Raw genomic sequence first — 24745 nt, forward strand, 5'->3', positions numbered from 1 at the left:
CGCTCGATCTCGAGAGCGCCCAAAAGCTATCGCCAGGCGCCTCCAAGCCATCTCCCTATTTCAAATACTGCGCGGGCGGGTCACGCGATCTACCAGGTAGACCAGGCCGTGGTAGTCGATCCCACTATGGCTGGACAAGCCAATCTCGCAGGTCCGGCTGGTGGAAATCCCTTCACTGCAATACTGCACCGCATCCTTCAGGGTACGCAGCGAATGCGCATTGAGCTCAGGCGTGGTGAACCCCTTGTCCCCGGCAAACCCGCAGCAGTGAATACCTTCCGGAATCACCACCTGCTTGCTGCACAGCCGCGCCAGATCAATCAGCGCCTGGCTCTCGCCCAAGTGCTGGGTGCTGCAGGTCACATGCACGGCCACAGGTTCCTGCTGTGGGGTGAACTCCAGCTTGTCCACCAGATGGGTGCGAATGAAGCGCACTGGATCATAGAGATCCAGGCGCGTGTCTCCCAAATCCTGCACCAGGCGCAGGGTGCAGGGGCTGGTGTCGCAATAGATCGGGTCGAGCCCGCCGCGGCTGGCGTGCAGCAGCGCGGTGACCAGCTCCTGGCGCTTGTGCTCGGCCTGCTCGGGGTAGCCTTTGGAGGCGAACGGCTGGCCGCAGCACAGGCTGTCGGCGTTGTCGGGGAACACCACCTGGTAGCCGGCCTTTTCCAGCAGGGCGCGGGTCTTGTCGAGCAGGGAGCTTTGCTCACGGTCGGCGTAGGCGGGGCCCATCACGCGCGATACGCAGGCGGCCAGGTACACCACGCGGGGGCGGGCGTCGTTGCTTGCCGGGCCGAAGTCGATGCTGCGCAGGGGCTGCGGCATGGCCGGGGTCCATTGCGGCAAGCGGCCTTTGCTGGCTTTGCTCAAGCTGGCGCTCAGGCGGCTCAGGCGCGGGGCACCGAGCAGTTTGCGCGCGGTATTGGCGGCGGTGAGGGTCAGGCGGGCGCCGCCCAGGGCGGTGTGGAAATGCTCGGCCAGCCAATCGGCTGTCTTGCCGTGCTCGGCGGCCTGGCTGCGCAGCTTCTTCACCAGCTCGCCGGTGTTGATACCCACCGGGCAGCGCTGGGCGCACAGGCCGGTGGCGGCGCAGGTGTCGATGCCCTGGTACTGGTAGGTCTGCAGCAGCTCGCGGGTGTCGATGCCGGCGCGTTTCTTGGCCTGGATATCGCGCCACATGACGATGCGCTGGCGCGGGCTCAGGGTCAGGCCTTTGGATGGGCAGACCGGTTCGCAAAAGCCGCATTCGATGCACTTGTCGACGATCTCGTCGGCAGCCGGAAGCGGCTTGAGGTTCTTCAGGTGAATGTCGGGATCTTCGCTCAGCACCACATCGGGGTTGAGGATGCCATTGGGGTCGAGCAGGTGCTTGAGTGCCCACATCAGCTGGTAGGCATCGTGCCCCCACTCCAGCTCCACGAACGGCGCCATGTTGCGCCCGGTGCCGTGCTCGGCCTTGAGCGAGCCGCCGAACTCCACGGCCACCAGTTGCGCCACGTCGTCCATGAAGGCCTGGTAGCGTGCGACTTCCTCGGCGCTGTTGAAGCCCTGGGTGAAGACGAAGTGCAGGTTGCCCTCGAGCGCATGGCCGAAGATGATCGCTTCGTCGTAGTGGTGCTTGTCGAACAGCTGGATCAGGCGGTTGACGCCCTCGGCCAGTTGCTCGATGGGGAAGGTCACGTCTTCGATGATCACCGTGGTGCCGGTCTGACGCACAGCGCCGACGGCGGGGAAGGTGTCTTTGCGGATTTTCCACAGCTGGTTGTACACCGCCGGGTCTTCGCTGAAGTCGACCTTCTGTTCCAGCGGGTAGTCGTCGATCGACGCCATGACCTGTTGCAGCTGCTCATGCAAAAGGCTCTGGCTGGCGGCGCGGGATTCGATCAGCAGGGCGCAGGCGTTGTCCGACAGGCCTTTCACCCACAGCGGCATGCCCGGCATGTTCTGTACCGAGCGCAGGCTGCGGCGGTCCAGCAGCTCCACGGCAGACACGGGCTGGCGCTTGAGTACGGTGACTGCGCGGCAGCAGCTTTCCACGCTGGGGAATACCAGCAGGGCGCTGGCCTTGTGCGGGTGGTCGGGCACGGTGTCGTAGGTGACGGCGCTGATGAAGGCCAGCGTGCCTTCGGAACCGACCAGCAGGTGCTGCAGGATATCCAGCGGCTGGTCGTAGTCCACCAGTGCGTTGAGCGACAGACCGGTAGTGTTCTTCAGTCGGTACTTGTGCCGGATGCGGTCGGCCAGTTCGGTGTTGGCGCGGGTCTCGCGGCCGAGGCGGGCCAGTGATTCGAGCAGGTCGGCATGGCTCTTCTCGAAGGCCGCGACGCTGGACGGGTCTTCGCTGTCGAAGCGGGTGCCGTCGGCCAGCACCAGGCGCAGGCCGGCGAGGGTGTGATAGGTGTTCTGCGCAGTGCCGCAGCACATGCCGCTGGCATTGTTGGCGACGATGCCGCCGATCTTGCAGGCGTTGATCGAGGCCGGATCCGGGCCGATCTTGCGCCCGTAAGGGGCCAGCCAGGCGTTGGCCTGGGCGCCGATCACACCGGGTTGCAGGCGGATCTGCTCGCCCTGGCCGCGAATTTCCTTGCCGCCCCAGTTGTCGCCGAGCACGATCAGTACCGAGTCGCTGATGGCCTGGCCGGAAAGGCTGGTGCCGGCGGCGCGGAAGGTGACCGGCACGCGCTCGCGCTGGGCCAGCTGGATCAGACCGACCACTTCGTCCTCGGACTCGACGCGCACCACCAGCTTGGGGATCAGGCGGTAGAAGCTGGCATCGGTGCCAAAGGCCAAGGTCGAGGTCGGGTCGTCGAAGCGGCGTTCGGCGGGAATCAGGTGCTCGACATCACGCAGGAACGCGGCGGGCAGGCTCATGCAATCTCCTCGCGGGGCCACGGCGTCTGGCGCGCCGTGTGCCCCGGTCATTCAGGCGGTGTGGTGGCGGGCGCTCAGGCGCCCAGTTCGCGGACCAGCGAGTCGCGGCTGATTTCGCTGATCGACTTGGCGCCGGTCAGCACCATGGCCACGCGCATTTCCTTCTCGAACAGCTCCAGCAGGTTCTTCACCCCGGCCTGGCCATGTACGGCCAGGGCCCAGAGGAAGGCGCGGCCGATCAGCACGGTGTCGGCGCCCAGGGCGATCATGCGCACCACATCGAGGCCGCTGCGGATGCCGGAGTCGGCGAGGATCTTCAGGTCGCCTTTGACCGCATCGGCAATCGCCGGCAGGGCGCGGGCGCTGGACAGCACGCCGTCGAGCTGGCGACCGCCGTGGTTGGACACGACGATGCCGTCGGCGCCGAACTTGACTGCGTCACGGGCGTCGTCGGCGTCGAGGATGCCCTTGATGATCATCGGGCCGTCCCAGAATTCGCGGATCCACTCCAGGTCCTTCCAGGAAATCGACGGGTCGAAGTTGGCGCCCAGCCAGCCGATGTAGTCGGCCAGGCCCGTGGGGTTGCCACGGTACTTGGAGATGTTGCCCAGGTCATGCGGGCGGCCCATCACGCCAACGTCCCAGGCCCATTCGGGGTGGGTCATGGCCTGCAGCACGCGGCGCATCGGCCCGTTCGCTCCGCTCATGCCGGAGTGGGCGTCGCGGTAGCGGGCGCCGGGCACCGGCATGTCCACGGTGAACACCAGGGTCTTCACGCCGGCGGCCTTGGCACGTTCCAGGGCGTTGCGCATGAAGCCGCGGTCCTTCAGCACATACAGCTGGAACCACATCGGCCGGTCGATGGCTGGCGCAACCTCTTCGATCGGGCACACCGAGACGGTCGACATGGTGAACGGAATGCCATGGGCCGCCGCCGCACGCGCTGCCTGCACTTCGCCACGGCGGGCGTACATGCCAGTGAGGCCGACCGGGGCCAGGGCCACGGGCATGCTCAGGGTTTCGTCGAACAGCTTGGTTTCCAGGCTGAGCTCGGACATGTTCTTCAGCACGCGCTGGCGCAGGGCGATGCTGGCCAGATCCGAGACGTTGTGGCGCAGGGTGTGCTCGGCGTAGGCACCGCCGTCGGCGTAGTGGAAGAGGAACGGGGGCAGCTTGCGTTGGGCCGCGGCGCGATAGTCGGTGGAGGCGGAAATGATCATGGATTCTCGCAGCGTGGGTTGAAGGAGATGCCGGGCGCGCAATGGCGCCCGGCCCCTTTCACTTTAGTGATGAACCAGCATGCCGGTCAGCCAATAGGCCTGGATCAGGGTGATCAGGCCGACGATGGTGGCGAAGAACAGGCTGTGCTTGACGGTGAAGCGGAACAGGTCGGATTCCTTGCCGACCAGGCCTGTGGCCGCGCAAGCCACGGCGATGGACTGCGGCGAGATCATCTTGCCGGTCACGCCGCCGCTGGTGTTGGCCGCCACCAGCAGGGTGTCGTTGACCCCGATCTGGTGCGCGGTAGTGGCTTGCAACGAGCTGAACAAGGCGTTGGACGAGGTGTCCGAGCCTGTCAGGAACACACCCAGCCAGCCGAGGAACGGCGAGAAGAACGGGAACGCGGCGCCGGTACCGGCCAGGACCAGGGCCATGGTCGAGGACATGCCCGAGTAGTTGGTGACGAAGGCGAAGGCCAGCACCATGCCGATCGACAGGATCGGCCAGCGCAGCTCCCAGAAGGTCTCCTTGAAAGTGGTCAGACCAGTTTTGAAGTTGATCTTCAGCACCATCATGGAAATCAGCGCGGAAAGGAAGATCGCCGTGCCGGTGGCGGAGATCGGGTCGAGCTTGAACACCGCTGGCATGGCGGTCGGCGCGGTGACGATCGGGGCGGTCTTGATCACCAGCTGGTCAAGGTGCGGGATGGCGAAGTTGAACACGAAGTTGTACATCGCGCCGCCCGGGGCGAAGGCCGCCTTGAACGGTTTCAGGGTCCAGATGGTGACCAGCACGGTGAGGATCAGGAACGGCGACCAGGCCTTGAAGATCTCGCCGAAGCTGTACGGGGTCGGCTGGCTGCCACTCGGTTGCACGACGGCGGCGCCGACGCTGCCCTTGGCCTGGGCGAACGAACGCTTGGGCTGCCAGACCTTGAGGAACAGGGTGAGGCAGATCAGGCTGGCCAGAGCCGAGGTGATGTCCGGCAGTTCCGGGCCGATGAAGTTGGAGGTGAAGTACTGGGTCACGGCGAAGCTCAGGCCGGCGACCAGGGCGGCAGGCCAGGTTTCCTTGACGCCGCGCAGGCCGTCCATCATGAACACCAGCCAGAACGGCACGAACAGCGACAGCAGCGGCAGCTGGCGACCGGTCATGGCGCCGATGTGGAAGGCGTCGATGCCGGTGACCTGGCCGGCCACGATGATCGGGATGCCCAGGGCACCGAAGGCCACGGGGGCGGTGTTGGCGATCAGGCACAGGCCGGCGGCATACAGCGGGTTGAAGCCCAGGCCCACCAGCAGCGCAGCGGTGATGGCCACCGGGGCACCGAAGCCGGCCGCGCCTTCGAGGAAGGCACCGAAGCAGAAGCCGATCAACAGCACCTGCAGGCGCTGGTCGTCGGTGATCGACAGCACCGAGCTGCGGATCACTTCGAACTGGCCGCTCTTGACCGTGAGTTTGTACAGGAACACCGCGGCAACGATGATCCAGGCAATTGGCCAGAGGCCGTAGAGGAAGCCGTAGCCCGCTGCGGCGAGGGCCATGTCGACAGGCATCTGGAAGGCGAAGATCGCCACCAGGATCGACAGGGCCAGGGTGATGCTGCCGGCGACGTGGCCCTTGAGGCGGAACACGGCGAGGGCGAGGAAGAAGAACACGATAGGGATGACCGCCGCCAGTGCGGACAGGCCAAGACTACCAAGCGGGGTATAGAGTTGTTGCCAGGTTTGCATATGGGGTGACCCCTAATTGTTGTTGGTGTTCGCACTGGCATTGGATAATTGGTAAGACCAATTTACAATGGCTGGTCGCTAGGTTAAAAGCGCTGTCGTGGGTGTGTCAATTTGTCCCGCGCGAAACTTTGCTCCTGAACTGATGAATGGCCGGTTGATCAGCAGGGAAAATCCTTGGCTGATGGGTGCTGGCGCGGGCTGGATCGGCGAGAATGAGCGCCCCCTGAAATCTGCCGGGGGTTTGTGGAGAGCATGTGATGGTTTTTGATCAGGTCCGCCAACGGCGCCTGTCCGACGACATCGTCGATCGGTTGGAAGGGATGATTCTCGAAGGCACGCTGACCTCCGGGCAGCGGCTGCCGGCCGAGCGCGTTCTAGCCGAGCAGTTCGGCGTGTCGCGCCCGTCACTGCGTGAGGCGATTCAGAAGCTGGTGGCCAAGGGCTTGCTGGTCAGTCGCCAAGGTGGCGGCAACTACGTGGCCGAGTCGCTGGGGTCGACCTTCAGTGACCCGCTGTTGCAGTTGCTCGAGCACAGCGCCGAGGCGCAGCGGGATCTGCTGGAGTTTCGCCATACGCTAGAGGCGTCCTGCGCGTATTACGCGGCCCAGCGCGCTACCGAGCCTGATCGCGTTCGGCTGAAAGCGGCGTTCGATACCTTGCAGGACTGCTATGCCCGGGTAGATGAGGTGACCCGTGCAGAAGAGGGGGCGGCGGATGCGCGCTTTCACCTGGCGATTGCCGAGGCCAGCCACAATGCCGTGCTGCTGCATACCATTCGTGGATTGTTCGACCTGCTCAAGCGCAACGTGGTGACCAACATTGGCGGCATGTACCAGCAGCGTAGCGAGACGCGCGACATGCTGATCGATCAGCACCGCGAGTTGTACCAGGCGATTGTCGAGGGCAGGGCAGAGGATGCGCGAGAGGTGTCCAGCCGGCACATTCTGTATGTGCAGGAAGTGCTGGAAGAGGCCCAGGACGAGGCGCAGCGGGTGGCGCGGGCGGAGCGGCGCAGCGGGCGGTGATCTGCGCCGGCGATGAGGCCGGTCCAGGCCAAGGAAGTCTTACTCTTCCTTGCCCTTGTTGCGCACTGCACGCTGCAGCTCGCGGTTGGAATCGCGCTCGCGCATGGTGTCGCGCTTGTCGAATTCCTTCTTGCCCTTGCCCAGTGCGATCTCGCACTTGATCAAGTGCTTGCTCCAGTACAGCGCCAGGGCCACGCAGGTGTAGCCCTTCTGCGCCACCGCAGCCTCCACGCGCTCCAGCTCACGCTTGTTCAGCAGCAGCTTGCGAGTGCGGGTAGGGTCGGCGATGACGTGGGTGCTGGCGGCGGTCAGCGGGGTGATGTGGCTGCCGAACAGCCAGGCTTCGCCATCCTTGAGCAGCACGTAGCTGTCGGTCAGGTGCGCCTTGCCGGCCCGCAGGCTCTTTACTTCCCAACCGGACAGGACCAGCCCGGCCTCGAACTTGTGTTCGATGAAGTAATCGTGTCGCGCTTTCTTGTTTTGCGCGATGGTCCCGGTCGGATGTTTCTTTTGCTTAGCCATAGGGGCGGCATTATAGGCAAGTCACTGCGTCGTCGGCTACGGGATTTAGGTGAGCTTGAGCCACTGCAATGAATACCGGACAATACAGACCCTGTCGTATGCACAGAACCTGTTTTCGGCACGCTGCGAAGCGCCGCCACCCAGCCTTGGAAGTGACGCCTGGATGACTACCCATATTCAACGCTCCGCCCTGCTGCCGTACCCCGCCCAGGCGCTTTACGATCTGGTCAACGATGTGGCCAGCTACCCGCAATTTCTGCCCTGGTGCTCGGCCTCGACAGTGATCGAGGCCAGCGACACGCACATGCGTGCCAAGCTGGAGGTGGCCAAGGGCGGCATGAGCCAGCAATTCGTCACGCGCAATGTGCTGGTGCCGGGGCAGTCCATCGAGATGAACCTTGAAGAGGGGCCGTTCACCCAGTTGCACGGTCTGTGGGTGTTCAAGCCGCTGGGTGAAAAGGCCTGCAAGATCAGTCTGGATCTGTCCTTCGATTACGCCGGCCCCATCGTGCGGGCGACCCTGGGGCCGCTGTTCAACCAGGCGGCCAATACCCTGGTGGATGCGTTCTGCCAACGGGCCAAGCAGCTCAATACCTGATCGTCGCTGAAAGACGCGCACAAAAAAGCCCGGACTGGTCCGGGCTTTTTCATGTCGCCTGCATTTACTGCGGCGAGGTTTCCAGCGGGGCGGGAGTCGGCACCGGGGTGGTCTCGATGGTGTCGATTTCGCGCTGGATGCTTTCTTCCACCGAACCTGGCTTGGCAGGTTTCTCTTCTGGTTGCTTCTGCGCTGGCTGCGGCACTGGCTGCTCGGACGGCGTCGCCGGGCTGACCGTGGTGTCGCTGCTGCCACCAAGGATTTCCTGATCCTTGCTGACACCTGGCATGAAGTCACCCGACAGACTGGCCAGTTGGTCGTTGTCGTTGAAGAAGATGCTCATGCGTTCCTGCTGGCGTTGGCCGCCACCAGGCTGCAGACTGTACAGGTAGTCCCAGCGGTTGGTGTTGAACGTATCCTGAATGAGCGGATTGCCCATGATAAACCTTACTTGCCGTCGGGTCATTCCCGGGCGCAATTGGTCTATCATGTCTTGCGTAACGACATTGCCCTGCTGGATGTCGATTTTGTAAACCCCGGGAAACGAGCAACCGGCGAGTGCGAGCAGTCCCGCGAGGGCGAGGCTGTTTAGCAAGAGCTTGGTGTTTTGCATCGGTGGGCGACTTCCACTATCTTGGCTGGACAACGTAAACCCCGATCATACCCGTATTAAGAGAAGCTGCGAAGCAGCATCGGCGAGAAAGCTGACCATGGTTGAAAATAGCGAATTGCGCAAAGCCGGTCTCAAGGTGACACTGCCTCGAGTCAAGATCCTTCAGATGCTCGATTCGACCGAGCAACGTCACATGAGTGCCGAGGATGTCTACAAGGCGCTGATGGAGGCTGGCGAGGACGTCGGTCTGGCAACCGTCTATCGCGTACTGACCCAGTTCGAAGCAGCGGGCCTGGTAGTACGGCACAACTTCGACGGCGGTCACGCGGTGTTCGAGCTGGCTGACGGCGGTCACCACGACCATATGGTCAACGTGGAGACCAGTGAAGTGATCGAATTCATGGATGCCGAAATCGAGCGGCGTCAGAGGGAGATCGTGGCCGAGCATGGCTACGAGCTGGTGGACCATAACCTGGTCCTGTATGTGCGTAAGAAAAAGTAACGATTTAGATCGTTATGAATAGCGAAGGCGACCCTAGGTCGCCTTTGTGCTTTCTGGGTTTGGCTGGAAATGTGGGGTGGTTTTGCTGGCCTCATCGCCGGCAAGCCGGCTCCTACAGGTACAGCGCTAAGCGTGAGGGCGGTGGAGGAGGATCAGTGCAGGCAGCCTCAAGCCTTGCCGGACACCACCATCTTGCGCGCATGGGCCAGCGATTCCTTGGTCAAGTCGATACCGCCAAGCATGCGCGCCACTTCCTCGACCCGCTCCCGCTTGCCCAGGCTGGCCACTGCGGTATGCGTGGTATCACTGTTGCGCACCTTGTGCACGAACAGGTGGTGATGCCCCTGTGCCGCCACCTGTGGCAGGTGGGTCACGGTCAGCACCTGGCCGCGCTCGCCCAGCCGGCGCAGCAATTGCCCGACGATCTCGGCGGTCGGGCCGCCGATGCCGACATCGACCTCGTCGAACACCAGGGTCGGAATGCGCGAGGTTTGTGCGGTGATGACCTGGATCGCCAGGCTGATACGTGACAGTTCGCCACCCGAAGCCACCTTTGCCAGGCCCTTGAGTGGTTGCCCGGGGTTGGCGCTGACCAGCAGCTCGATCTGTTCCAAGCCATGGGGAGAAAGGTCGCTGGCTTCGTTGGGCGTGAGTTCGATGCAGAAGCGCCCGCCAGGCATGCCCAGTCGCTGGATTTCCTGTTCGACGGCAATCGCCAGTTGCTGTGCGGCCTGCTGGCGCAAGGCACTCAGCTCGATGGCCCTTTCCTGGTAGTGATGGGCAAAGGCTGCCAGCTCTTCACCCAGGCGTTCGATCGACTCGTCACTGGCGTTCAGGCCCTCCAGCTCTTCCATCAATCGCTGTTGCAGATGCGGCAACTCGGTCGGGTGCACGCGGTGCTTGCGCGCCAGGGTATAGATGGTGTCGAGGCGCTCCTCGAGGGCTTGCAGGCGCATCGGGTCGGCATCGAAATTGTCGAGGAAGCGGTTGAGTTCGCCCACTGCTTCTTCTATCTGGATCTGTGCGCTGGCGATCAGGTTGGCTGCCTCGCCCAGTGCCTTGGGTGAATTGGCCGCGGCGCCCAGGCGGTTGAGGCTGGAGGTGAGGGCGCTGAGCACATTGCCCGAATCGCTCTCGCTGCACTGGTCGATGACCTGGCGGCAGATGCCGAACAGGGCCTCGGCGTTGGTCAGGTTCTTGTGCTCCTGCTCCAGCTGCTCCAGTTCGTTCTCGCCCAGGCCGAGGTTGTCCAGCTCTTCGAGTTGATAGCTGAGCAGTTGGTGGCGGGCGCGCTGTTCGTCACCGGAGTTGGACAGCCGCTCCAGCTCCAGCCGGGTCTGGTTCCAGCGCTTGGCCGCCAGTTGCACCTGGCGGGAGAGATCGACGGCGCCGGCATATTCGTCGAGCAGGCGGCGGTGGGTGTCGGTCTTGAGCAGCGACTGGTGCTCGTGCTGGCTGTGGATGTCGATCAGCAGCTCGCCGAGCGCCTTCAGGTCGCCCAGGGGGCAGGGCGTGCCATTGATATAGCCGCGGCTGCGCCCCTCGGCGGTGATGACGCGGCGCAGGATGCACGGCCCGTCGTTGTCCAGGTCGCGTTCGGCGAGCCAGCTGTGCGCTTCGGGAATGTCCACCAGGTCGAAGGTGGCGAGGATGTCCGCCTTGTCGGCGCCGGGACGCACCACGCCGCTGTCGGCGCGATCGCCCAGGGCCAGGCCGAGGGCGTCGAGCATGATCGATTTGCCGGCGCCGGTCTCGCCGGTGATGACCGACATGCCGCGGGCAAGCTCGAGATCGAGGTGTTCGACGATGGCGTAGTTGTGAATGGACAGGTGCACCAGCATGGGGGCGGCTCCCGAAGATCAAGTCTGGTTATTTATACAGTACTTTTTTCGACGCTGCCAATGCCCCTCGGCGGATTCTGCGCGTGCCCGGAAAAGCCGATTGCCCCTTGAAGCTGGTTTTTCCGGCCCCATATAGCCGGCAGACACGGCGAGCTTTGCTCGTACAACAGAAATTGCGGAGGAGAGACCCCATGGCTGACGAACAGCTGAACGAGAAAGACCTTAATGCCGAAGAGGCCGCTGCAGTGGATAACGGCGCCCGCGTTCAGGAGCTCGAGGAGCAGCTGGCCGCCGCCAAGGATCAGTCCCTGCGTGTCGCTGCAGAAGCGCAGAACAGCATTCGTCGCGCGGAACAGGAGGTCGACAAGGCGCGCAAGTTCGCCCTCGAGAAGTTCTCTGGCGACCTGCTGCCGGTGATCGACAGCCTGGAAATGGCCCTGGCGCACCTCAACCCTGAGGACGAACAGGTCAAGAACACGCGCGAAGGTGTCGAGCTGACCCTGAAGATGTTCCAGGACACCCTCAAGCGCTACAACCTCGAAGCCATCGACCCGCACGGCCAGCCGTTCAACCCTGAGCACCACCAGGCGATGGCCATGCAGGAAAACGCCGAGGTCGAGCCGAACAGCGTGCTCAACGTGTTCCAGAAAGGTTACCTGCTCAACGGCCGCCTGCTGCGCCCCGCCATGGTGGTGGTCAGCAAGGCACCAGCCGCCCCGCAACCTTCGATCGATGAGAAGGCTTGAAATCCAACGGGGCATCCCCATCTAGGTGTCAAGCCTTCAAGTATTTCCGCAGTTGGCCAAATTAGTCGCTGCTACCAAATTCAAGTTTCGGGAGAGTAAACATGGGCAAAATCATCGGTATCGACCTGGGGACCACCAACTCGTGCGTCTCCATTCTGGAAAACGGTAACGTCAAGGTCATCGAAAACGCCGAAGGCGCGCGTACTACCCCTTCGATCGTGGCCTACGCCAACGACGGCGAAATCCTGGTAGGTCAGTCGGCCAAGCGTCAGGCTGTCACCAACCCGCACAACACCCTGTTCGCAGTGAAGCGCCTGATTGGCCGCCGCTTCGAAGAAGATGTCGTGCAGAAAGACATCAAACTGGTGCCGTACAAGATCGTCAAGGCAAGCAATGGCGATGCCTGGGTACAGGCCAGCGGCAAGGACATGGCGCCGCCACAGATCAGTGCCGAAGTCCTGAAGAAAATGAAGAAGACCGCCGAAGACTACCTCGGCGAGCCTGTCACCGAAGCGGTCATCACCGTTCCGGCGTACTTCAACGACAGCCAGCGTCAGGCCACCAAGGATGCCGGTCGCATCGCAGGTCTGGACGTGAAGCGCATCATCAACGAGCCGACCGCCGCTGCGCTGGCTTACGGCATGGACAAGGCCAAGGGCGACCACACTGTCATCGTCTATGACCTGGGTGGTGGTACCTTCGACGTATCGGTCATCGAAATCGCCGAAGTCGACGGTGAGCACCAGTTCGAAGTACTGGCCACCAACGGCGACACCTTCCTGGGTGGCGAAGACTTCGACATGCGCCTGATCGACTACCTCGTCGACGAGTTCAAGAAAGAGTCGGGCATGGACCTGAAGAACGATCCTCTGGCCCTGCAGCGTCTGAAAGAAGCCGCTGAAAAAGCCAAGATCGAGCTGTCCTCCGCTCAGTCGACCGATGTCAACCTGCCCTACATCACTGCAGATGCCACCGGTCCCAAGCACCTGAACGTGAAGATCTCCCGCGCCAAGCTGGAATCGCTGGTCGAAGACCTGGTCAAGCGCACCATCGAGCCTTGCCGCATCGCCCTGAAAGACGCTGGCATCGACGCCAGCAAGATCGACGACGTGATCCTGGTCGGCGGTCAGACCCGTATGCCGCTGGTGCAGAAAGAAGTTGCCGACTTCTTCGGCAAGGAAGCACGTAAAGACGTCAACCCGGACGAAGCGGTCGCCATGGGTGCTGCCATCCAGGGTGCGGTACTGGCCGGTGACGTGAAGGACGTACTGCTGCTGGACGTCAGCCCGCTGACCCTGGGTATCGAAACCATGGGTGGCGTGATGACCGCGCTGATCGAGAAGAACACCACCATCCCGACCAAGAAGTCGCAGGTGTTCTCGACTGCCGATGACAACCAGGGCGCCGTGACCATTCACGTGCTGCAGGGTGAGCGCAAGCAGGCTGCGCAGAACAAGTCGCTGGGCAAGTTCGACCTGGCTGACATTCCGCCAGCACCACGTGGCGTTCCACAGATCGAAGTGACCTTCGACATCGACGCCAACGGCATCCTGCACGTGGGTGCGAAAGACAAGGCCACTGGCAAGACCCAGTCGATCGTGATCAAGGCCAACTCCGGCCTGTCGGACGAAGAGATCGAGCGCATGGTGCGTGACGCCGAGGCCAATGCCGAGGAAGACCGCAAGTTCGAAGAGCTGGCCGCTGCCCGTAACCAGGGCGACGCACTGGTTCACTCGACCCGCAAGATGGTCGCTGACGCCGGTGACAAGGTCACTGCCGAAGAGAAGACTGCGATCGAAGCGGCCGTGGTTGCCCTGGAAGCCGCTGTCAAAGGCGACGACAAGGCTGCCATCGACGCCAAGGTCGAGGAGCTGTCCAAGGTCTCCGCTCCGGTTGCCCAGAAGATGTACGCCGAGCAGTCGGCTGAACAGCCTCAGGGCGGCGCGCAGCAGGCCGAGCCGGAAGCCAAGCGCGACGACGTGGTTGACGCCGAGTTCGAAGAAGTAAAAGGCGACGACAAGAAGTAATCGTTGCATGTTGTCGGCCAGTTCACCGCCGTTTGGCGGTGAACTGGTAGGATGTCGCCGCGCGGGGGCTTGCTCCCGCGTTGGTGTGTCTGGAATACGAGAATTTTTACAGCATCTGTCAAAGCCTTCGGGGCGGCAGGTGCTGCGGCACAGCGCATAGCGCAGAGGTATGCCGAACGCCCTCAAGAGTGCAAATGACCTATGGCAAAGCGTGATTATTATGAGGTCCTGGGTGTCGAACGTGGCGCCAGTGAAGGTGATCTCAAAAAGGCCTATCGCCGTCTGGCGATGAAGTTCCACCCTGACCGCAACCCGGGTGACAAGGAGTCGGAAGAGCAGTTCAAGGAGGCCAACGAGGCCTACGAAGTGCTGTCCGATGCGAGCAAGCGCGCGGCATACGACCAGTACGGTCATGCCGGCGTCGACCCGAGCATGGGTGGCGGGGGTGCCGGCTTCGGCGGCGCCAACTTCTCCGACATCTTCGGTGATGTCTTCAGCGACTTCTTTGGTGGCGGCCGCGGCGGCTCGCGTGGCGGCGCTCAGCGCGGCAGCGACCTGCGCTACACCCTGGAGCTGAACCTGGAAGAAGCGGTGCGTGGCACCACGGTCAATATCCGCGTTCCCACGCTGGTCAACTGCAAGCCTTGCGACGGTTCCGGCGCCAAGAAAGGTTCGACCCCGGCCACCTGTCCGACCTGTGGTGGTATCGGCCAGGTGCGCATGCAGCAGGGCTTCTTCTCGGTGCAGCAGACCTGCCCGCGCTGCCATGGCCAGGGCAAGATCATCACCGACCCTTGCGGTTCGTGCCACGGCGAGGGCCGTGTCGAGGAATACAAGACCCTGTCGGTCAAGGTACCGGCTGGCGTCGATACCGGCGACCGCATTCGCCTGTCGGGCGAAGGCGAGGCGGGCACCCATGGCGGGCCGACCGGTGACCTGTACGTGGTGATTAATGTGCGCGAGCACGAGATCTTCCAGCGCGACGGCAAGCACCTCTACTGCGAAGTGCCGATCAGCTATACCGATGCCGCCCTGGGCGGCGAGCTGGAAGTGCCGACCCTCGATGGTCGTGTGAAACTGAAGATTCCCGAAGGCACCCAGACCGGCAAGCAGTTCCGCCTGCGTGGCAAGGGTGTGGCGCCGGTGCGTGGTGGTGGGGCAGGTGACCTGTTGTGCCGTGTGGCGGTGGAAACGCCGGTCAACCTCAGCCGCCGTCAGCGCGAGCTGCTCGAAGAGCTGCGTGACTCGCTGGAGGGCGACAGCTCTCACTCGCCCAAGGCCAGCGGCTGGTTCGATGGCGTGAAGCGCTTCTTCGGCGATCTCTGACAAGGAAATGGCTATGCGACGTATTGCAGTGATGGGCGCGGCTGGGCGGATGGGCAAGACCCTCGTCGAGGCCGTGCAGCAACAGGCACCGCAGGCCGGCTTGACCGCCGCGGTCGATCGCCCCGACAGCTCGCTGGTCGGCGCCGATGCAGGCGAGCTGGCGGCCCTGGGCCGTATCGGTGTACCGATCTCCGATGACCTGACCAAGGTCGCCGACGAGTTCGATGTGCTGATCGACTTCACCCATCCTTCGGTAACCCTGAAGAACCTGGCCTTCTGTCGCAAGGCAGGCAAGGCGATGGTGATCGGTACAACCGGCTTCACGTCGGAAGAAAAGCAGCAGCTGGTCGAAGCGGGCAAGGAAATCCCGATCGTCTTCGCCGCCAACTTCAGCGTTGGCGTCAACCTCAGCCTGAAGCTGCTGGACATGGCGGCGCGGGTGCTGGGTGATGATGTCGATATCGAGATCATCGAGGCGCACCACCGGCACAAGGTCGATGCGCCGTCAGGTACCGCGCTGCGCATGGGCGAAGTGGTTGCCAATGCCTTGGGGCGTGATCTGCAGGAAGTGGCGGTGTATGGCCGTGAAGGCCAGACCGGCGCGCGTGATCGCAAGACCATCGGCTTTGCTACCGTGCGTGCCGGCGATGTGGTCGGTGATCACACCGTGCTGTTCGCCGCCGAGGGTGAGCGCCTGGAAATCACCCACAAGGCTTCCAGTCGCATGACCTTTGCCAAGGGTGCCGTCCGTGCGGCGCTGTGGCTCGATGGTCGCGAGCCTGGCCTGTATGACATGCAGGATGTGCTGGAGCTGCGCTGATCCTTGTGGCCCCATCGCCGGCAAGCCGGCTCCCACAGGTAAGGGGGTGCAAAGCACCCCTTGTCGCATTCATGTGTTTTAGAGACACATCTACGGTAGACCCAAAACGCACTTTTCTGTAAGCTACAGCTTTAGTGTGTCCACTAAAAGCGCGCAGCGAATTGAATTCAGCACATGAAAGCGGGGTGACGTGTCCATACGTCACTCCGCTTTTTTGCAACCTGCGATCGCCCTTTCATGCTTGATTTACGGGAGGTCTTCTTGACAAAGCCAGCCATACTCGCCCTTGCCGACGGCAGTATTTTTCGCGGTGAAGCCATTGGTGCCGACGGTCAGACCGTTGGTGAGGTGGTATTCAACACCGCTATGACCGGCTACCAGGAAATCCTTACAGACCCTTCCTACGCGCAGCAAATCGTTACCCTGACCTACCCGCACATCGGCAACACCGGCACCACGCCGGAAGACGCCGAGTCGAACCGTGTCTGGTCCGCTGGCCTGGTCATCCGTGACCTGCCGCTGCTGGCCAGCAACTGGCGCAACACCCAGTCGCTGCCTGAGTACCTCAAGGCCAACAACGTCGTCGCCATCGCCGGCATCGACACCCGTCGCCTGACCCGTATCCTGCGTGAAAAGGGCGCCCAGAACGGTTGCATCCTCGCCGGCGACAACATCAGCGAAGAAGCCGCCATCGCCGCCGCCCGCGGTTTCCCAGGCCTGAAGGGCATGGACCTGGCCAAGGTCGTTTCCACCAAGGAACGCTACGAATGGCGCTCCAGCGTTTGGGAACTGAAGACCGACAGCCACCCGACCATCGAAGCTGCCGACCTGCCGTACCACGTGGTCGCCTTCGACTACGGCGTCAAGCTGAACATCCTGCGCATGCTGGTCGCCCGTGGCTGCCGCGTGACCGTGGTGCCTGCCCAGACCCCGGCCAGCGAAGTGCTCGCCCTCAACCCCGATGGCGTGTTCCTGTCCAACGGCCCTGGCGATCCCGAGCCATGCGACTACGCGATCCAGGCCATCAAGGAAATCCTTGAAACCGAGATCCCGGTATTCGGCATCTGCCTCGGCCACCAGCTGCTGGCCCTGGCTTCCGGCGCCAAGACCGTGAAGATGGGTCACGGTCACCACGGTGCCAACCACCCGGTCCAGGACCTGGACACCGGCGTGGTCATGATCACCAGCCAGAACCACGGCTTCGCCGTCGACGAAGCTACCCTGCCGGGCAATGTCCGCGCCATCCACAAGTCGCTGTTCGACGGTACCCTGCAGGGCATCGAGCGCACCGACAAGAGCGCGTTCAGCTTCCAGGGCCACCCTGAAGCGAGCCCAGGCCCGACCGACGTCGCGCCACTGTTCGATCGTTTCACCGATGCCATGGCCAAGCGCCGCTGAGCATCCTGCATCAAGGCCCCGGGCCGGCGTATGCCGCGCCCGGAAGCGCCTGACCCAGATTGTTCAAGACGGCTTGCCGACTGACCCGCGGATTTGAGTGACAACCATGCCAAAACGTACAGACATCAAAAGCATCCTGATTCTCGGCGCTGGCCCGATCGTGATCGGCCAGGCCTGCGAATTCGACTACTCCGGCGCCCAGGCCTGCAAAGCCCTGCGCGAGGAAGGTTTTCGCGTCATCCTGGTGAACTCCAACCCGGCCACCATCATGACCGACCCGGCCATGGCCGACGCCACCTACATCGAGCCGATCAAGTGGCAGTCGGTGGCCAAGATCATCGAGAAAGAGCGCCCTGACGCCGTATTGCCGACCATGGGTGGCCAGACCGCACTGAACTGTGCCCTGGACCTGGAGCGCCACGGCGTTCTGGAGAAGTTCGGCGTAGAGATGATCGGTGCCAACGCCGACACCATCGACAAGGCCGAAGACCGTTCGCGGTTCGACAAGGCCATGAAGGACATCGGCCTGGAGTGCCCGCGTTCCGGTATCGCCCACAGCATGGAAGAGGCCAATGCGGTCCTCGAGAAGCTCGGCTTCCCCTGCATCATCCGTCCATCGTTCACCATGGGCGGCACTGGCGGTGGTATCGCCTACAACCGTGAAGAGTTCGAGGAAATCTGCACCCGTGGTCTGGACCTGTCGCCGACCAAGGAGCTGCTGATCGACGAATCACTGATCGGCTGGAAGGAATACGAGATGGAGGTGGTCCGCGACAAGAAGGACAACTGCATCATCGTCTGCTCCATCGAGAACTTCGACCCGATGGGCGTGCACACCGGTGACTCGATCACCGTTGCGCCGGCACAGACCCTGACCGACAAGGAATACCAGATCATGCGCAACGCCTCGCTGGCGGTGCTGCGTGAAATCGGTGTCGAAACCGGTGGTTCCAACGTGCAGTTCGGTATCTGCCCGAACACTGGCCGCATGGTCGTGATCGAGATGAACCCGCGCGTTTCGCGTTCCTCGGCCCTGGCATCCAAGGCTACCGGCTTCCCGATCGCCAAGATCGCCGCCAAGCTGGCCATTGGTTACACCCTCGACGAACTGCAGAACGACATCACCGGCGGCCGTACCCCAGCCTCCTTCGAGCCGTCGATCGACTACGTCGTCACCAAGCTGCCACGCTTCGCCTTCGAGAAATTCCCGAAAGCCGACGCCCGCCTGACCACCCAGATGAAATCCGTGGGTGAAGTCATGGCCATCGGCCGTACCTTCCAGGAATCCCTGCAGAAAGCCCTGCGCGGCCTGGAAGTCGGCGCCTGCGGTCTCGACCCGAAAGTCGACCTGGCCAGCCCTGAAGCTGCCGGCATCCTCAAGCGCGAGCTGACCGTGCCGGGCGCCGAGCGTATCTGGTACGTGGCCGACGCCATGCGTTCGGGCATGACCTGCGAAGAGATCTTCGCCCTGACCGGCATCGACATGTGGTTCCTGGTTCAGATGGAAGATCTGATCAAGGAAGAAGAGAAGGTCAAGACCCTGGCCCTGTCGGCGATCGACAAGGACTACATGCTGCGCCTCAAGCGCAAGGGCTTCTCGGACCAGCGCCTGGCCAAGCTGCTCGGTATCACCGACAAGAACCTGCGTCGTCACCGCCACAAGCTGGAAGTGTTCCCGGTGTACAAGCGCGTCGACACCTGCGCCGCCGAGTTCGCCACCGACACCGCCTACCTGTACTCGACCTACGAGGAAGAGTGCGAGGCCAACCCGTCGACCCGCGACAAGATCATGATCCTGGGTGGCGGCCCGAACCGTATCGGCCAAGGCATCGAGTTCGACTACTGCTGCGTGCACGCGGCCCTGGCGCTGCGTGAAGACGGTTACGAGACCATCATGGTCAACTGCAACCCGGAAACCGTATCCACCGATTACGACACTTCTGACCGCCTGTACTTCGAGCCGTTGACGCTGGAAGACGTGCTGGAAGTCTGCCGCGTCGAGAAGCCGAAAGGCGTGATCGTCCACTACGGTGGCCAGACCCCGCTGAAACTGGCTCGCGCCCTGGAAGAGGCGGGCGTGCCGATCATCGGTACCAGCCCTGACGCCATCGACCGCGCCGAAGACCGCGAGCGTTTCCAGCAGATGGTTCAGCGCCTGAACCTGCTGCAGCCGCCAAATGCCACCGTGCGCAGCGAAGAGGAAGCCATCCGTGCCGCTGGCGGCATCGGTTACCCGCTGGTCGTTCGCCCATCCTATGTACTGGGTGGTCGTGCCATGGAAATCGTCTACGAACTGGACGAGCTCAAGCGCTACCTACGCGAAGCGGTGCAGGTTTCCAACGACAGCCCGGTGCTGCTCGACCACTTCCTCAACTGCGCCATCGAGATGGACGTGGATGCGGTCTGCGACGGCACCGACGTGGTGATCGGCGCGATCATGCAGCACATCGAGCAGGCCGGTGTTCACTCCGGCGACTCCGCGTGCTCGCTGCCGCCGTACTCCCTGAGCAAGGAAGTGCAGGACGAAGTGCGCGTCCAGGTCAAGAAAATGGCCCTGGAGCTGGGCGTGGTTGGCCTGATGAACGTTCAGCTGGCCCTGCAGGGTGACAAGATCTACGTGATCGAAGTCAACCCGCGCGCCTCGCGTACCGTGCCGTTCGTCTCCAAGTGCATCGGCACTTCCCTGGCGATGATCGCTGCCCGCGTGATGGCTGGCAAAACCCTCAAGGAGCTGGGCTTCACCGAGGAAATCATCCCGAACTTCTACAGCGTCAAGGAAGCCGTCTTCCCGTTCGCCAAGTTCCCGGGGGTTGACCCGATCCTCGGCCCTGAGATGAAATCCACCGGTGAAGTCATGGGTGTCGGCGACAGCTTCGGTGAAGCGTTCGCCAAGGCCCAGATGGGTGCCAGCGAAGTGCTGCCGACCGGCGGTACCGCGTTCATCAGCGTGCGTGACGACGACAAGCCGCAAGTGGCTGGCGTTGCCCGCGACCTGATCGCCCTGGGCTTTGAAGTGGTTGCGACTGCAGGTACCGCCAAGGTCATCGAGGCGGCCGGCCTGAAAGTGCGCCGCGTCAACAAGGTGACCGAGGGTCGCCCGCACGTAGTCGACATGATCAAGAACGACGAAGTGTCGCTGATCATCAACACCACCGAAGGTCGTCAGTCGATTGCCGACTCCTACTCGATTCGTCGCAATGCGTTGCAGCACAAGATCTACTGCACCACCACCATTGCGGCGGGTGAAGCCATCTGCGAAGCGCTGAAATTCGGCCCTGAAAAGACCGTTCGTCGCTTGCAGGATCTGCATGCAGGACTCAAAGCATGAGCATTACCAAATACCCGATGACCGTCCAGGGCGCTCGCGCCCTGGAAGAGGAGCACCTGTTCCTGAGCAAGACCGAGCGCCCGCGCCTGAGCCAGGCGATCGGTGAAGCACGCGAGCTGGGCGACCTCAAGGAGAACGCCGAATACCATGCTGCCCGTGAGGAGCAGGGCATGGTCGAGGCACGTATCCGTGATATCGAAGGCCGTCTGCAGAACTCGGTAGTGATCGATGTGACCACTATCCCTCACACCGGCAAGGTAATCTTCGGCACCACCGTGGTGCTGGCCAATACCGAAACCGATGACGAGGTGACCTACCAGATCGTCGGCGAGGATGAAGCCGACGTGAAGCAGGGCAAGCTCTCGAGCGGTGCGCCGATTGCCCGTGCCATCATCGGCAAGGAAGAAGGTGATACCGTCGTCGTCAAGACGCCGAGTGGCACGGTCGAGTACGAGATTGTCGAAGTCAAGCACATCTGACCGGCGCCTGCGGGCGCCATCCCTCGAGGGGATCCTCTGGCAACTGGCCCAGGTGTTCTGGGTCGGTGGCCTGTGGGTGTTCCATGTCGGGTTGGTGCCGGCGCTCAAGGTCAGTGGCCTGGCGCCCTTGCTGGTACAGGACGTCGCCGGGCAGATCGACCGCTGGTTGATTGGCGTGGCGTTGCTTGGGCTGCTCACGCAGCTTGCAGTGCTGGCGAGGGTCGACGGCCTGTCGGCCTGGTGGCGGCAGTTCCGTGGCCAGATGCTGTTGCTCGGCTTCGGTGCCTGCGTGGGGTACTACACCTTGCGCTACGGCATCTCGGTCGGCGAGCGCTGGCAGATGTTCTGCTTCCTGGTGCTGGGCTTCTCCGGCATCGTGCTGGTGGCCCAGCCGGTCCCGGTCAGGGTGCGCAAGGCGCGCCACTGATCGAGCTGCAGGGTGCCGTTGTGGGAGCCGGCTTGCCGGCGATCACCGGCATGGCCGGTGCCAGGTACCGCGGTGCCTTCATCGCCGGCAAGCCGGCTCCCACAGGGTTCCCACAAGGCCGTTACTTGTAACGGTGGATGTTCGACAGCTGCTTGTTCGGCTGCGGATTCTTGCGGTAGATCAGCGCCTTCTTGCCGATGGTCTGCACCAGCTCGGCGCGGCCGGCCTTGCACAATTCGGCAATGGTGGCGGCACGTTCTTCGCGATCTTCCGAGCGAATCTCGACCTTGATCAGCTCATGGTCGGTGAGCGCACGCTCCAGTTCGCCGATGACGCCTTCATTCAAACCGTTGCCAGCAACGATCAGGACCGGCTTCAGGTCATGACCAATGGACTTGTATTGCTTCTTCTGCTCGTTATTGAGCGGCATAATCTGACCCTTTCCGTCTGATTCTGTAAAATTGACGGGCATTTTACCCGAGGGCCACCGGCTCCGCCCAGTCAATCACGACGCATATCATCGAGGTGCCCCGTGGTACAACGTTCCAAAAGCAGCGCCAACTGGCTGCGAGAACATTTCAACGATCCTTTTGTGAAGCAGGCGCAGAAGGACGGCTACCGCTCGCGTGCGAGCTACAAGCTGCTGGAGATCCAGGAAAAGGACCGCCTCATCCGTCCAGGCATGAGTGTGATCGACCTGGGCGCGGCCCCGGGAGGCTGGTCGCAGGTGACCAGTCGTCTGATTGGTGGCCAGGGGCGGCTGATTGCTTCCGACATCCTGGAAATGGACTCGATCCCCGACGTGACCTTCATTCAGGGCGACTTTACCCAGGACGAAGTGCTGCAGCAGATTCTCCAGGCTGTCGGCGATTCGCACGTAGACCTTGTGATTTCCGACATGGCCCCCAATATGAGTGGTACGCCTGCGGTGGACATGCCGCGTGCCATGTTCCTCTGCGAGCTGGCTCTCGATCTGGCGACCCGCGTGCTCAAGCCCGGTGGCGATTTCCTGATCAAGATCTTCCAGGGCGAAGGCTTCGATGTATACCTCAAGGACGTGCGCAGCAAGTTCGACAAGGTGCAGATGCGCAAGCCGTCGTCGTCGCGGGATCGCTCCCGTGAACAGTACCTGCTGGCCAAGGGCTTCAAAGGGGCATGAGGCGTGTTGCGGGGTAGCCGATAGTTATTTCCAATTGGCTGCCCCGTCTGGATTGTCCGAACTTCGTGTAGTCTAGCTTTCACAAAGGGTTACAGACGGTGCCTGCGGATGCGTAGGTAATGTAGTAAGTTAGGGCGATGAATATCATGCGAGGCACGGCTGCGTCGTGCGCCGGCCTCAGAGGGTAGCGAATTGAACGACATGGCAAAGAATCTGATCCTGTGGTTGATCATCGCGGCTGTCCTGGTGACGGTGATGAACAACTTCTCCAGCCCTAACGAGCCGCAGACCCTCAACTATTCCGACTTCATCCAGCAGGTCAAGGATGGCAAGGTCGAGCGTGTGACCGTCGACGGCTACATCATTACCGGCAAGCGCGCCGATGGCGACAACTTCAAAACCGTCCGCCCGGCCATTACCGACAATGGCCTGATCGGCGACCTGGTCGACAACCACGTGGTCGTCGAAGGCAAGCAGCCCGAGCAGCAGAGCATCTGGACCCAGCTGCTGGTGGCGAGCTTCCCGATCCTGGTGATCATTGCCGTGTTCATGTTCTTCATGCGCCAGATGCAAGGTGGTGCTGGCGGCAAGGGCGGGCCGATGAGCTTCGGCAAGAGCAAGGCGCGTCTGCTGTCCGAAGATCAGGTCAAGACTACCCTGGCTGACGTTGCGGGTTGCGACGAGGCCAAGGAAGAGGTTGGCGAGCTGGTCGAGTTCCTCCGCGACCCGGGCAAGTTCCAGCGCCTGGGTGGTCGTATCCCGCGTGGTGTGCTGATGGTCGGCCCGCCCGGTACCGGTAAGACCCTGCTGGCCAAGGCCATTGCCGGTGAAGCCAAGGTTCCGTTCTTCACCATTTCCGGTTCCGACTTCGTCGAGATGTTCGTCGGCGTGGGTGCCAGCCGCGTGCGCGACATGTTCGAGCAGGCGAAGAAGCATGCGCCATGCATCATCTTCATCGACGAGATCGACGCCGTTGGTCGCCACCGTGGCGCCGGCATGGGCGGTGGTCACGACGAGCGTGAGCAAACCCTCAACCAGCTGCTGGTAGAGATGGACGGCTTCGAAATGAACGATGGCATCATCGTCATCGCCGCCACCAACCGTCCGGACGTGCTCGACCCGGCGCTGCTGCGTCCTGGCCGTTTCGACCGCCAGGTGGTGGTTGGCCTGCCGGACATTCGGGGTCGTGAGCAGATCCTCAAGGTGCACATGCGCAAGGTGCCAGTCGGTGAGAGCGTCAACCCGGCGGTCATTGCCCGTGGTACTCCAGGCTTCTCCGGTGCTGACCTTGCCAACCTGGTCAACGAGGCCTCGCTGTTTGCCGCACGCTCCAACAAGCGCCTGGTCGAGATGAAGGAGTTCGAGCTGGCCAAGGACAAGATCATGATGGGCGCCGAGCGCAAGACCATGGTCATGTCCGAGAAGGAAAAACAGAACACCGCTTACCACGAGGCCGGTCACGCCATCGTTGGTCGCCTGGTGCCTGAGCACGACCCGGTCTACAAGGTATCGATCATCCCGCGCGGTCGCGCGCTGGGTGTCACCATGTTCCTGCCCGAGGAAGACCGTTACAGCCTGTCCAAGCGTGCACTGATCAGCCAGATCTGCTCGCTGTACGGCGGCCGTATCGCCGAAGAGATGACCCTGGGCTTCGACGGCGTCACCACCGGTGCATCCAACGACATCATGCGGGCCAGCCAGATCGCCCGTAACATGGTCACCAAGTGGGGCCTGTCCGAGAAGCTCGGCCCGCTGATGTACGCGGAAGAAGAGGGCGAAGTGTTCCTCGGCCGCAGCGCGGCCAGCCAGCACGCCAGCGTGTCCGGTGAAACCGCCAAGCTGATCGACTCGGAAGTGCGCAGCATCATCGACCAGTGCTATGCCACTGCCAAGCAGCTGCTGACCGACAACCGCGACAAGCTCGACGCAATGGCCGAAGCGCTGATGAAGTACGAGACCATCGACGCCGAGCAGATCGACGACATCATGTCCGGTCGCCCGCCGCGCGAACCGCGTGACTGGGACGACGACAAGACCTCGGGCACTCCTGCTGCCCAGAATGATCGTCCGGAATCGCCGATCGGCGGCCCAGCGGCTCAACACTAAGGG

20 protein-coding genes are annotated in these 24745 nt (G+C 62.6%); 13 read left to right on the plus strand and 7 right to left on the minus strand.

Annotated features, from left to right (window positions below; genetic code table 11):
- Nucleotides 1-60: 60 nt before the first annotated feature.
- The 3 genes from PPL01S_RS16580 to PPL01S_RS16590 all read right to left on the minus strand — a co-directional run bounded on the left by PPL01S_RS16580 (nucleotide 61) and on the right by PPL01S_RS16590 (nucleotide 5825).
- Nucleotides 61-2871, minus strand: coding sequence for an FAD-binding and (Fe-S)-binding domain-containing protein (locus PPL01S_RS16580; RefSeq protein WP_016391768.1), 2811 nt, complete (start codon nucleotides 2869-2871; stop codon nucleotides 61-63).
- Between the two features lie 74 nt (nucleotides 2872-2945).
- Nucleotides 2946-4091 carry an FMN-dependent L-lactate dehydrogenase LldD gene (lldD, locus tag PPL01S_RS16585; protein ID WP_016391769.1) on the minus strand — a complete coding sequence of 382 codons (1146 nt, stop codon included), beginning with the start codon at nucleotides 4089-4091 and terminating at the stop codon, nucleotides 2946-2948.
- A 63-nt stretch (nucleotides 4092-4154) separates the two neighbouring features.
- Nucleotides 4155-5825 (minus strand): lactate permease LctP family transporter, encoded by a 1671-nt coding sequence (locus PPL01S_RS16590; RefSeq protein ID WP_016391770.1) that lies wholly within the window; start codon nucleotides 5823-5825, stop codon nucleotides 4155-4157.
- A gap of 257 nt (nucleotides 5826-6082) precedes the next feature.
- On the opposite strand from PPL01S_RS16590, the gene PPL01S_RS16595 reads away from it, so the two are divergent.
- Nucleotides 6083-6850 carry an FCD domain-containing protein gene (locus PPL01S_RS16595; protein WP_016391771.1) on the plus strand — a complete coding sequence of 256 codons (768 nt, stop codon included), beginning with the start codon at nucleotides 6083-6085 and terminating at the stop codon, nucleotides 6848-6850.
- Between the two features lie 39 nt (nucleotides 6851-6889).
- Here the strand turns inward: PPL01S_RS16595 and smpB are convergent, their stop codons facing one another.
- Nucleotides 6890-7372 (minus strand): SsrA-binding protein SmpB, encoded by a 483-nt coding sequence (gene smpB, locus PPL01S_RS16600; protein WP_016391772.1) that lies wholly within the window; start codon nucleotides 7370-7372, stop codon nucleotides 6890-6892.
- Nucleotides 7373-7535: 163 nt separating this feature from the next.
- On the opposite strand from smpB, the gene PPL01S_RS16605 reads away from it, so the two are divergent.
- Nucleotides 7536-7970: a type II toxin-antitoxin system RatA family toxin gene (locus PPL01S_RS16605; protein WP_016391773.1), complete on the plus strand. Its 435-nt coding sequence runs from the start codon at nucleotides 7536-7538 to the stop codon at nucleotides 7968-7970.
- Between the two features lie 64 nt (nucleotides 7971-8034).
- On the opposite strand, the gene PPL01S_RS16610 is transcribed toward PPL01S_RS16605, so the two are convergent.
- Complete coding sequence (locus PPL01S_RS16610; RefSeq protein WP_028625878.1) at nucleotides 8035-8583, minus strand: outer membrane protein assembly factor BamE; 549 nt, start codon at nucleotides 8581-8583, stop codon at nucleotides 8035-8037.
- Nucleotides 8584-8680: 97 nt separating this feature from the next.
- Between PPL01S_RS16610 and fur the strand changes: the two genes are divergently transcribed.
- Nucleotides 8681-9085, plus strand: a complete 405-nt coding sequence (gene fur, locus PPL01S_RS16615; RefSeq protein ID WP_016391775.1) for a ferric iron uptake transcriptional regulator — start codon at nucleotides 8681-8683, stop codon at nucleotides 9083-9085.
- Nucleotides 9086-9252: 167 nt separating this feature from the next.
- Here the strand turns inward: fur and recN are convergent, their stop codons facing one another.
- Nucleotides 9253-10926 carry a DNA repair protein RecN gene (recN, locus tag PPL01S_RS16620; RefSeq protein ID WP_016391776.1) on the minus strand — a complete coding sequence of 558 codons (1674 nt, stop codon included), beginning with the start codon at nucleotides 10924-10926 and terminating at the stop codon, nucleotides 9253-9255.
- Between the two features lie 191 nt (nucleotides 10927-11117).
- Between recN and grpE the strand changes: the two genes are divergently transcribed.
- The 8 genes from grpE to PPL01S_RS16660 all read left to right on the plus strand — a co-directional run bounded on the left by grpE (nucleotide 11118) and on the right by PPL01S_RS16660 (nucleotide 21477).
- Nucleotides 11118-11672, plus strand: coding sequence for a nucleotide exchange factor GrpE (gene grpE, locus PPL01S_RS16625; protein WP_016391777.1), 555 nt, complete (start codon nucleotides 11118-11120; stop codon nucleotides 11670-11672).
- Nucleotides 11673-11773: 101 nt separating this feature from the next.
- Nucleotides 11774-13699 carry a molecular chaperone DnaK gene (gene dnaK, locus PPL01S_RS16630; RefSeq protein ID WP_016391778.1) on the plus strand — a complete coding sequence of 642 codons (1926 nt, stop codon included), beginning with the start codon at nucleotides 11774-11776 and terminating at the stop codon, nucleotides 13697-13699.
- Between the two features lie 201 nt (nucleotides 13700-13900).
- A complete protein-coding gene (gene dnaJ / locus PPL01S_RS16635) occupies nucleotides 13901-15025 on the plus strand; it encodes a molecular chaperone DnaJ (RefSeq protein WP_016391779.1) in 1125 nt (374 codons plus the stop codon).
- Between the two features lie 13 nt (nucleotides 15026-15038).
- Nucleotides 15039-15845, plus strand: a complete 807-nt coding sequence (gene dapB, locus PPL01S_RS16640; protein WP_016391780.1) for a 4-hydroxy-tetrahydrodipicolinate reductase — start codon at nucleotides 15039-15041, stop codon at nucleotides 15843-15845.
- A 261-nt stretch (nucleotides 15846-16106) separates the two neighbouring features.
- Nucleotides 16107-17243, plus strand: a complete 1137-nt coding sequence (gene carA / locus PPL01S_RS16645) for a glutamine-hydrolyzing carbamoyl-phosphate synthase small subunit (protein WP_016391781.1) — start codon at nucleotides 16107-16109, stop codon at nucleotides 17241-17243.
- A gap of 106 nt (nucleotides 17244-17349) precedes the next feature.
- Nucleotides 17350-20571, plus strand: coding sequence for a carbamoyl-phosphate synthase large subunit (carB, locus tag PPL01S_RS16650; RefSeq protein WP_016391782.1), 3222 nt, complete (start codon nucleotides 17350-17352; stop codon nucleotides 20569-20571).
- Nucleotides 20568-21050 carry a transcription elongation factor GreA gene (gene greA / locus PPL01S_RS16655; RefSeq protein ID WP_008098898.1) on the plus strand — a complete coding sequence of 161 codons (483 nt, stop codon included), beginning with the start codon at nucleotides 20568-20570 and terminating at the stop codon, nucleotides 21048-21050. Before carB ends, greA begins: the two co-directional genes overlap by 4 nt.
- Complete coding sequence (locus tag PPL01S_RS16660; protein ID WP_028625879.1) at nucleotides 21028-21477, plus strand: hypothetical protein; 450 nt, start codon at nucleotides 21028-21030, stop codon at nucleotides 21475-21477. The genes greA and PPL01S_RS16660 overlap by 23 nt, the downstream gene beginning before the upstream one ends.
- A 121-nt stretch (nucleotides 21478-21598) precedes the next feature.
- Here PPL01S_RS16660 and yhbY read toward each other — a convergent pair whose 3' ends face one another.
- The gene (yhbY, locus tag PPL01S_RS16665) at nucleotides 21599-21907 is read right to left on the minus strand and encodes a ribosome assembly RNA-binding protein YhbY (RefSeq protein WP_016391784.1); all 309 of its coding nucleotides are present in this window, start codon (nucleotides 21905-21907) and stop codon (nucleotides 21599-21601) included.
- Between the two features lie 102 nt (nucleotides 21908-22009).
- On the opposite strand from yhbY, the gene rlmE reads away from it, so the two are divergent.
- Nucleotides 22010-22636, plus strand: coding sequence for a 23S rRNA (uridine(2552)-2'-O)-methyltransferase RlmE (gene rlmE, locus PPL01S_RS16670; RefSeq protein ID WP_016391785.1), 627 nt, complete (start codon nucleotides 22010-22012; stop codon nucleotides 22634-22636).
- 201 nt (nucleotides 22637-22837) lie between these two features.
- Nucleotides 22838-24742 carry an ATP-dependent zinc metalloprotease FtsH gene (gene ftsH, locus PPL01S_RS16675; RefSeq protein ID WP_016391786.1) on the plus strand — a complete coding sequence of 635 codons (1905 nt, stop codon included), beginning with the start codon at nucleotides 22838-22840 and terminating at the stop codon, nucleotides 24740-24742.
- Nucleotides 24743-24745 lie beyond the last annotated feature (3 nt).

Origin of the sequence: Pseudomonas plecoglossicida NBRC 103162 = DSM 15088 (assembly GCF_000730665.1) — a bacterium.
GTDB lineage: Bacteria > Pseudomonadota > Gammaproteobacteria > Pseudomonadales > Pseudomonadaceae > Aquipseudomonas > Aquipseudomonas plecoglossicida.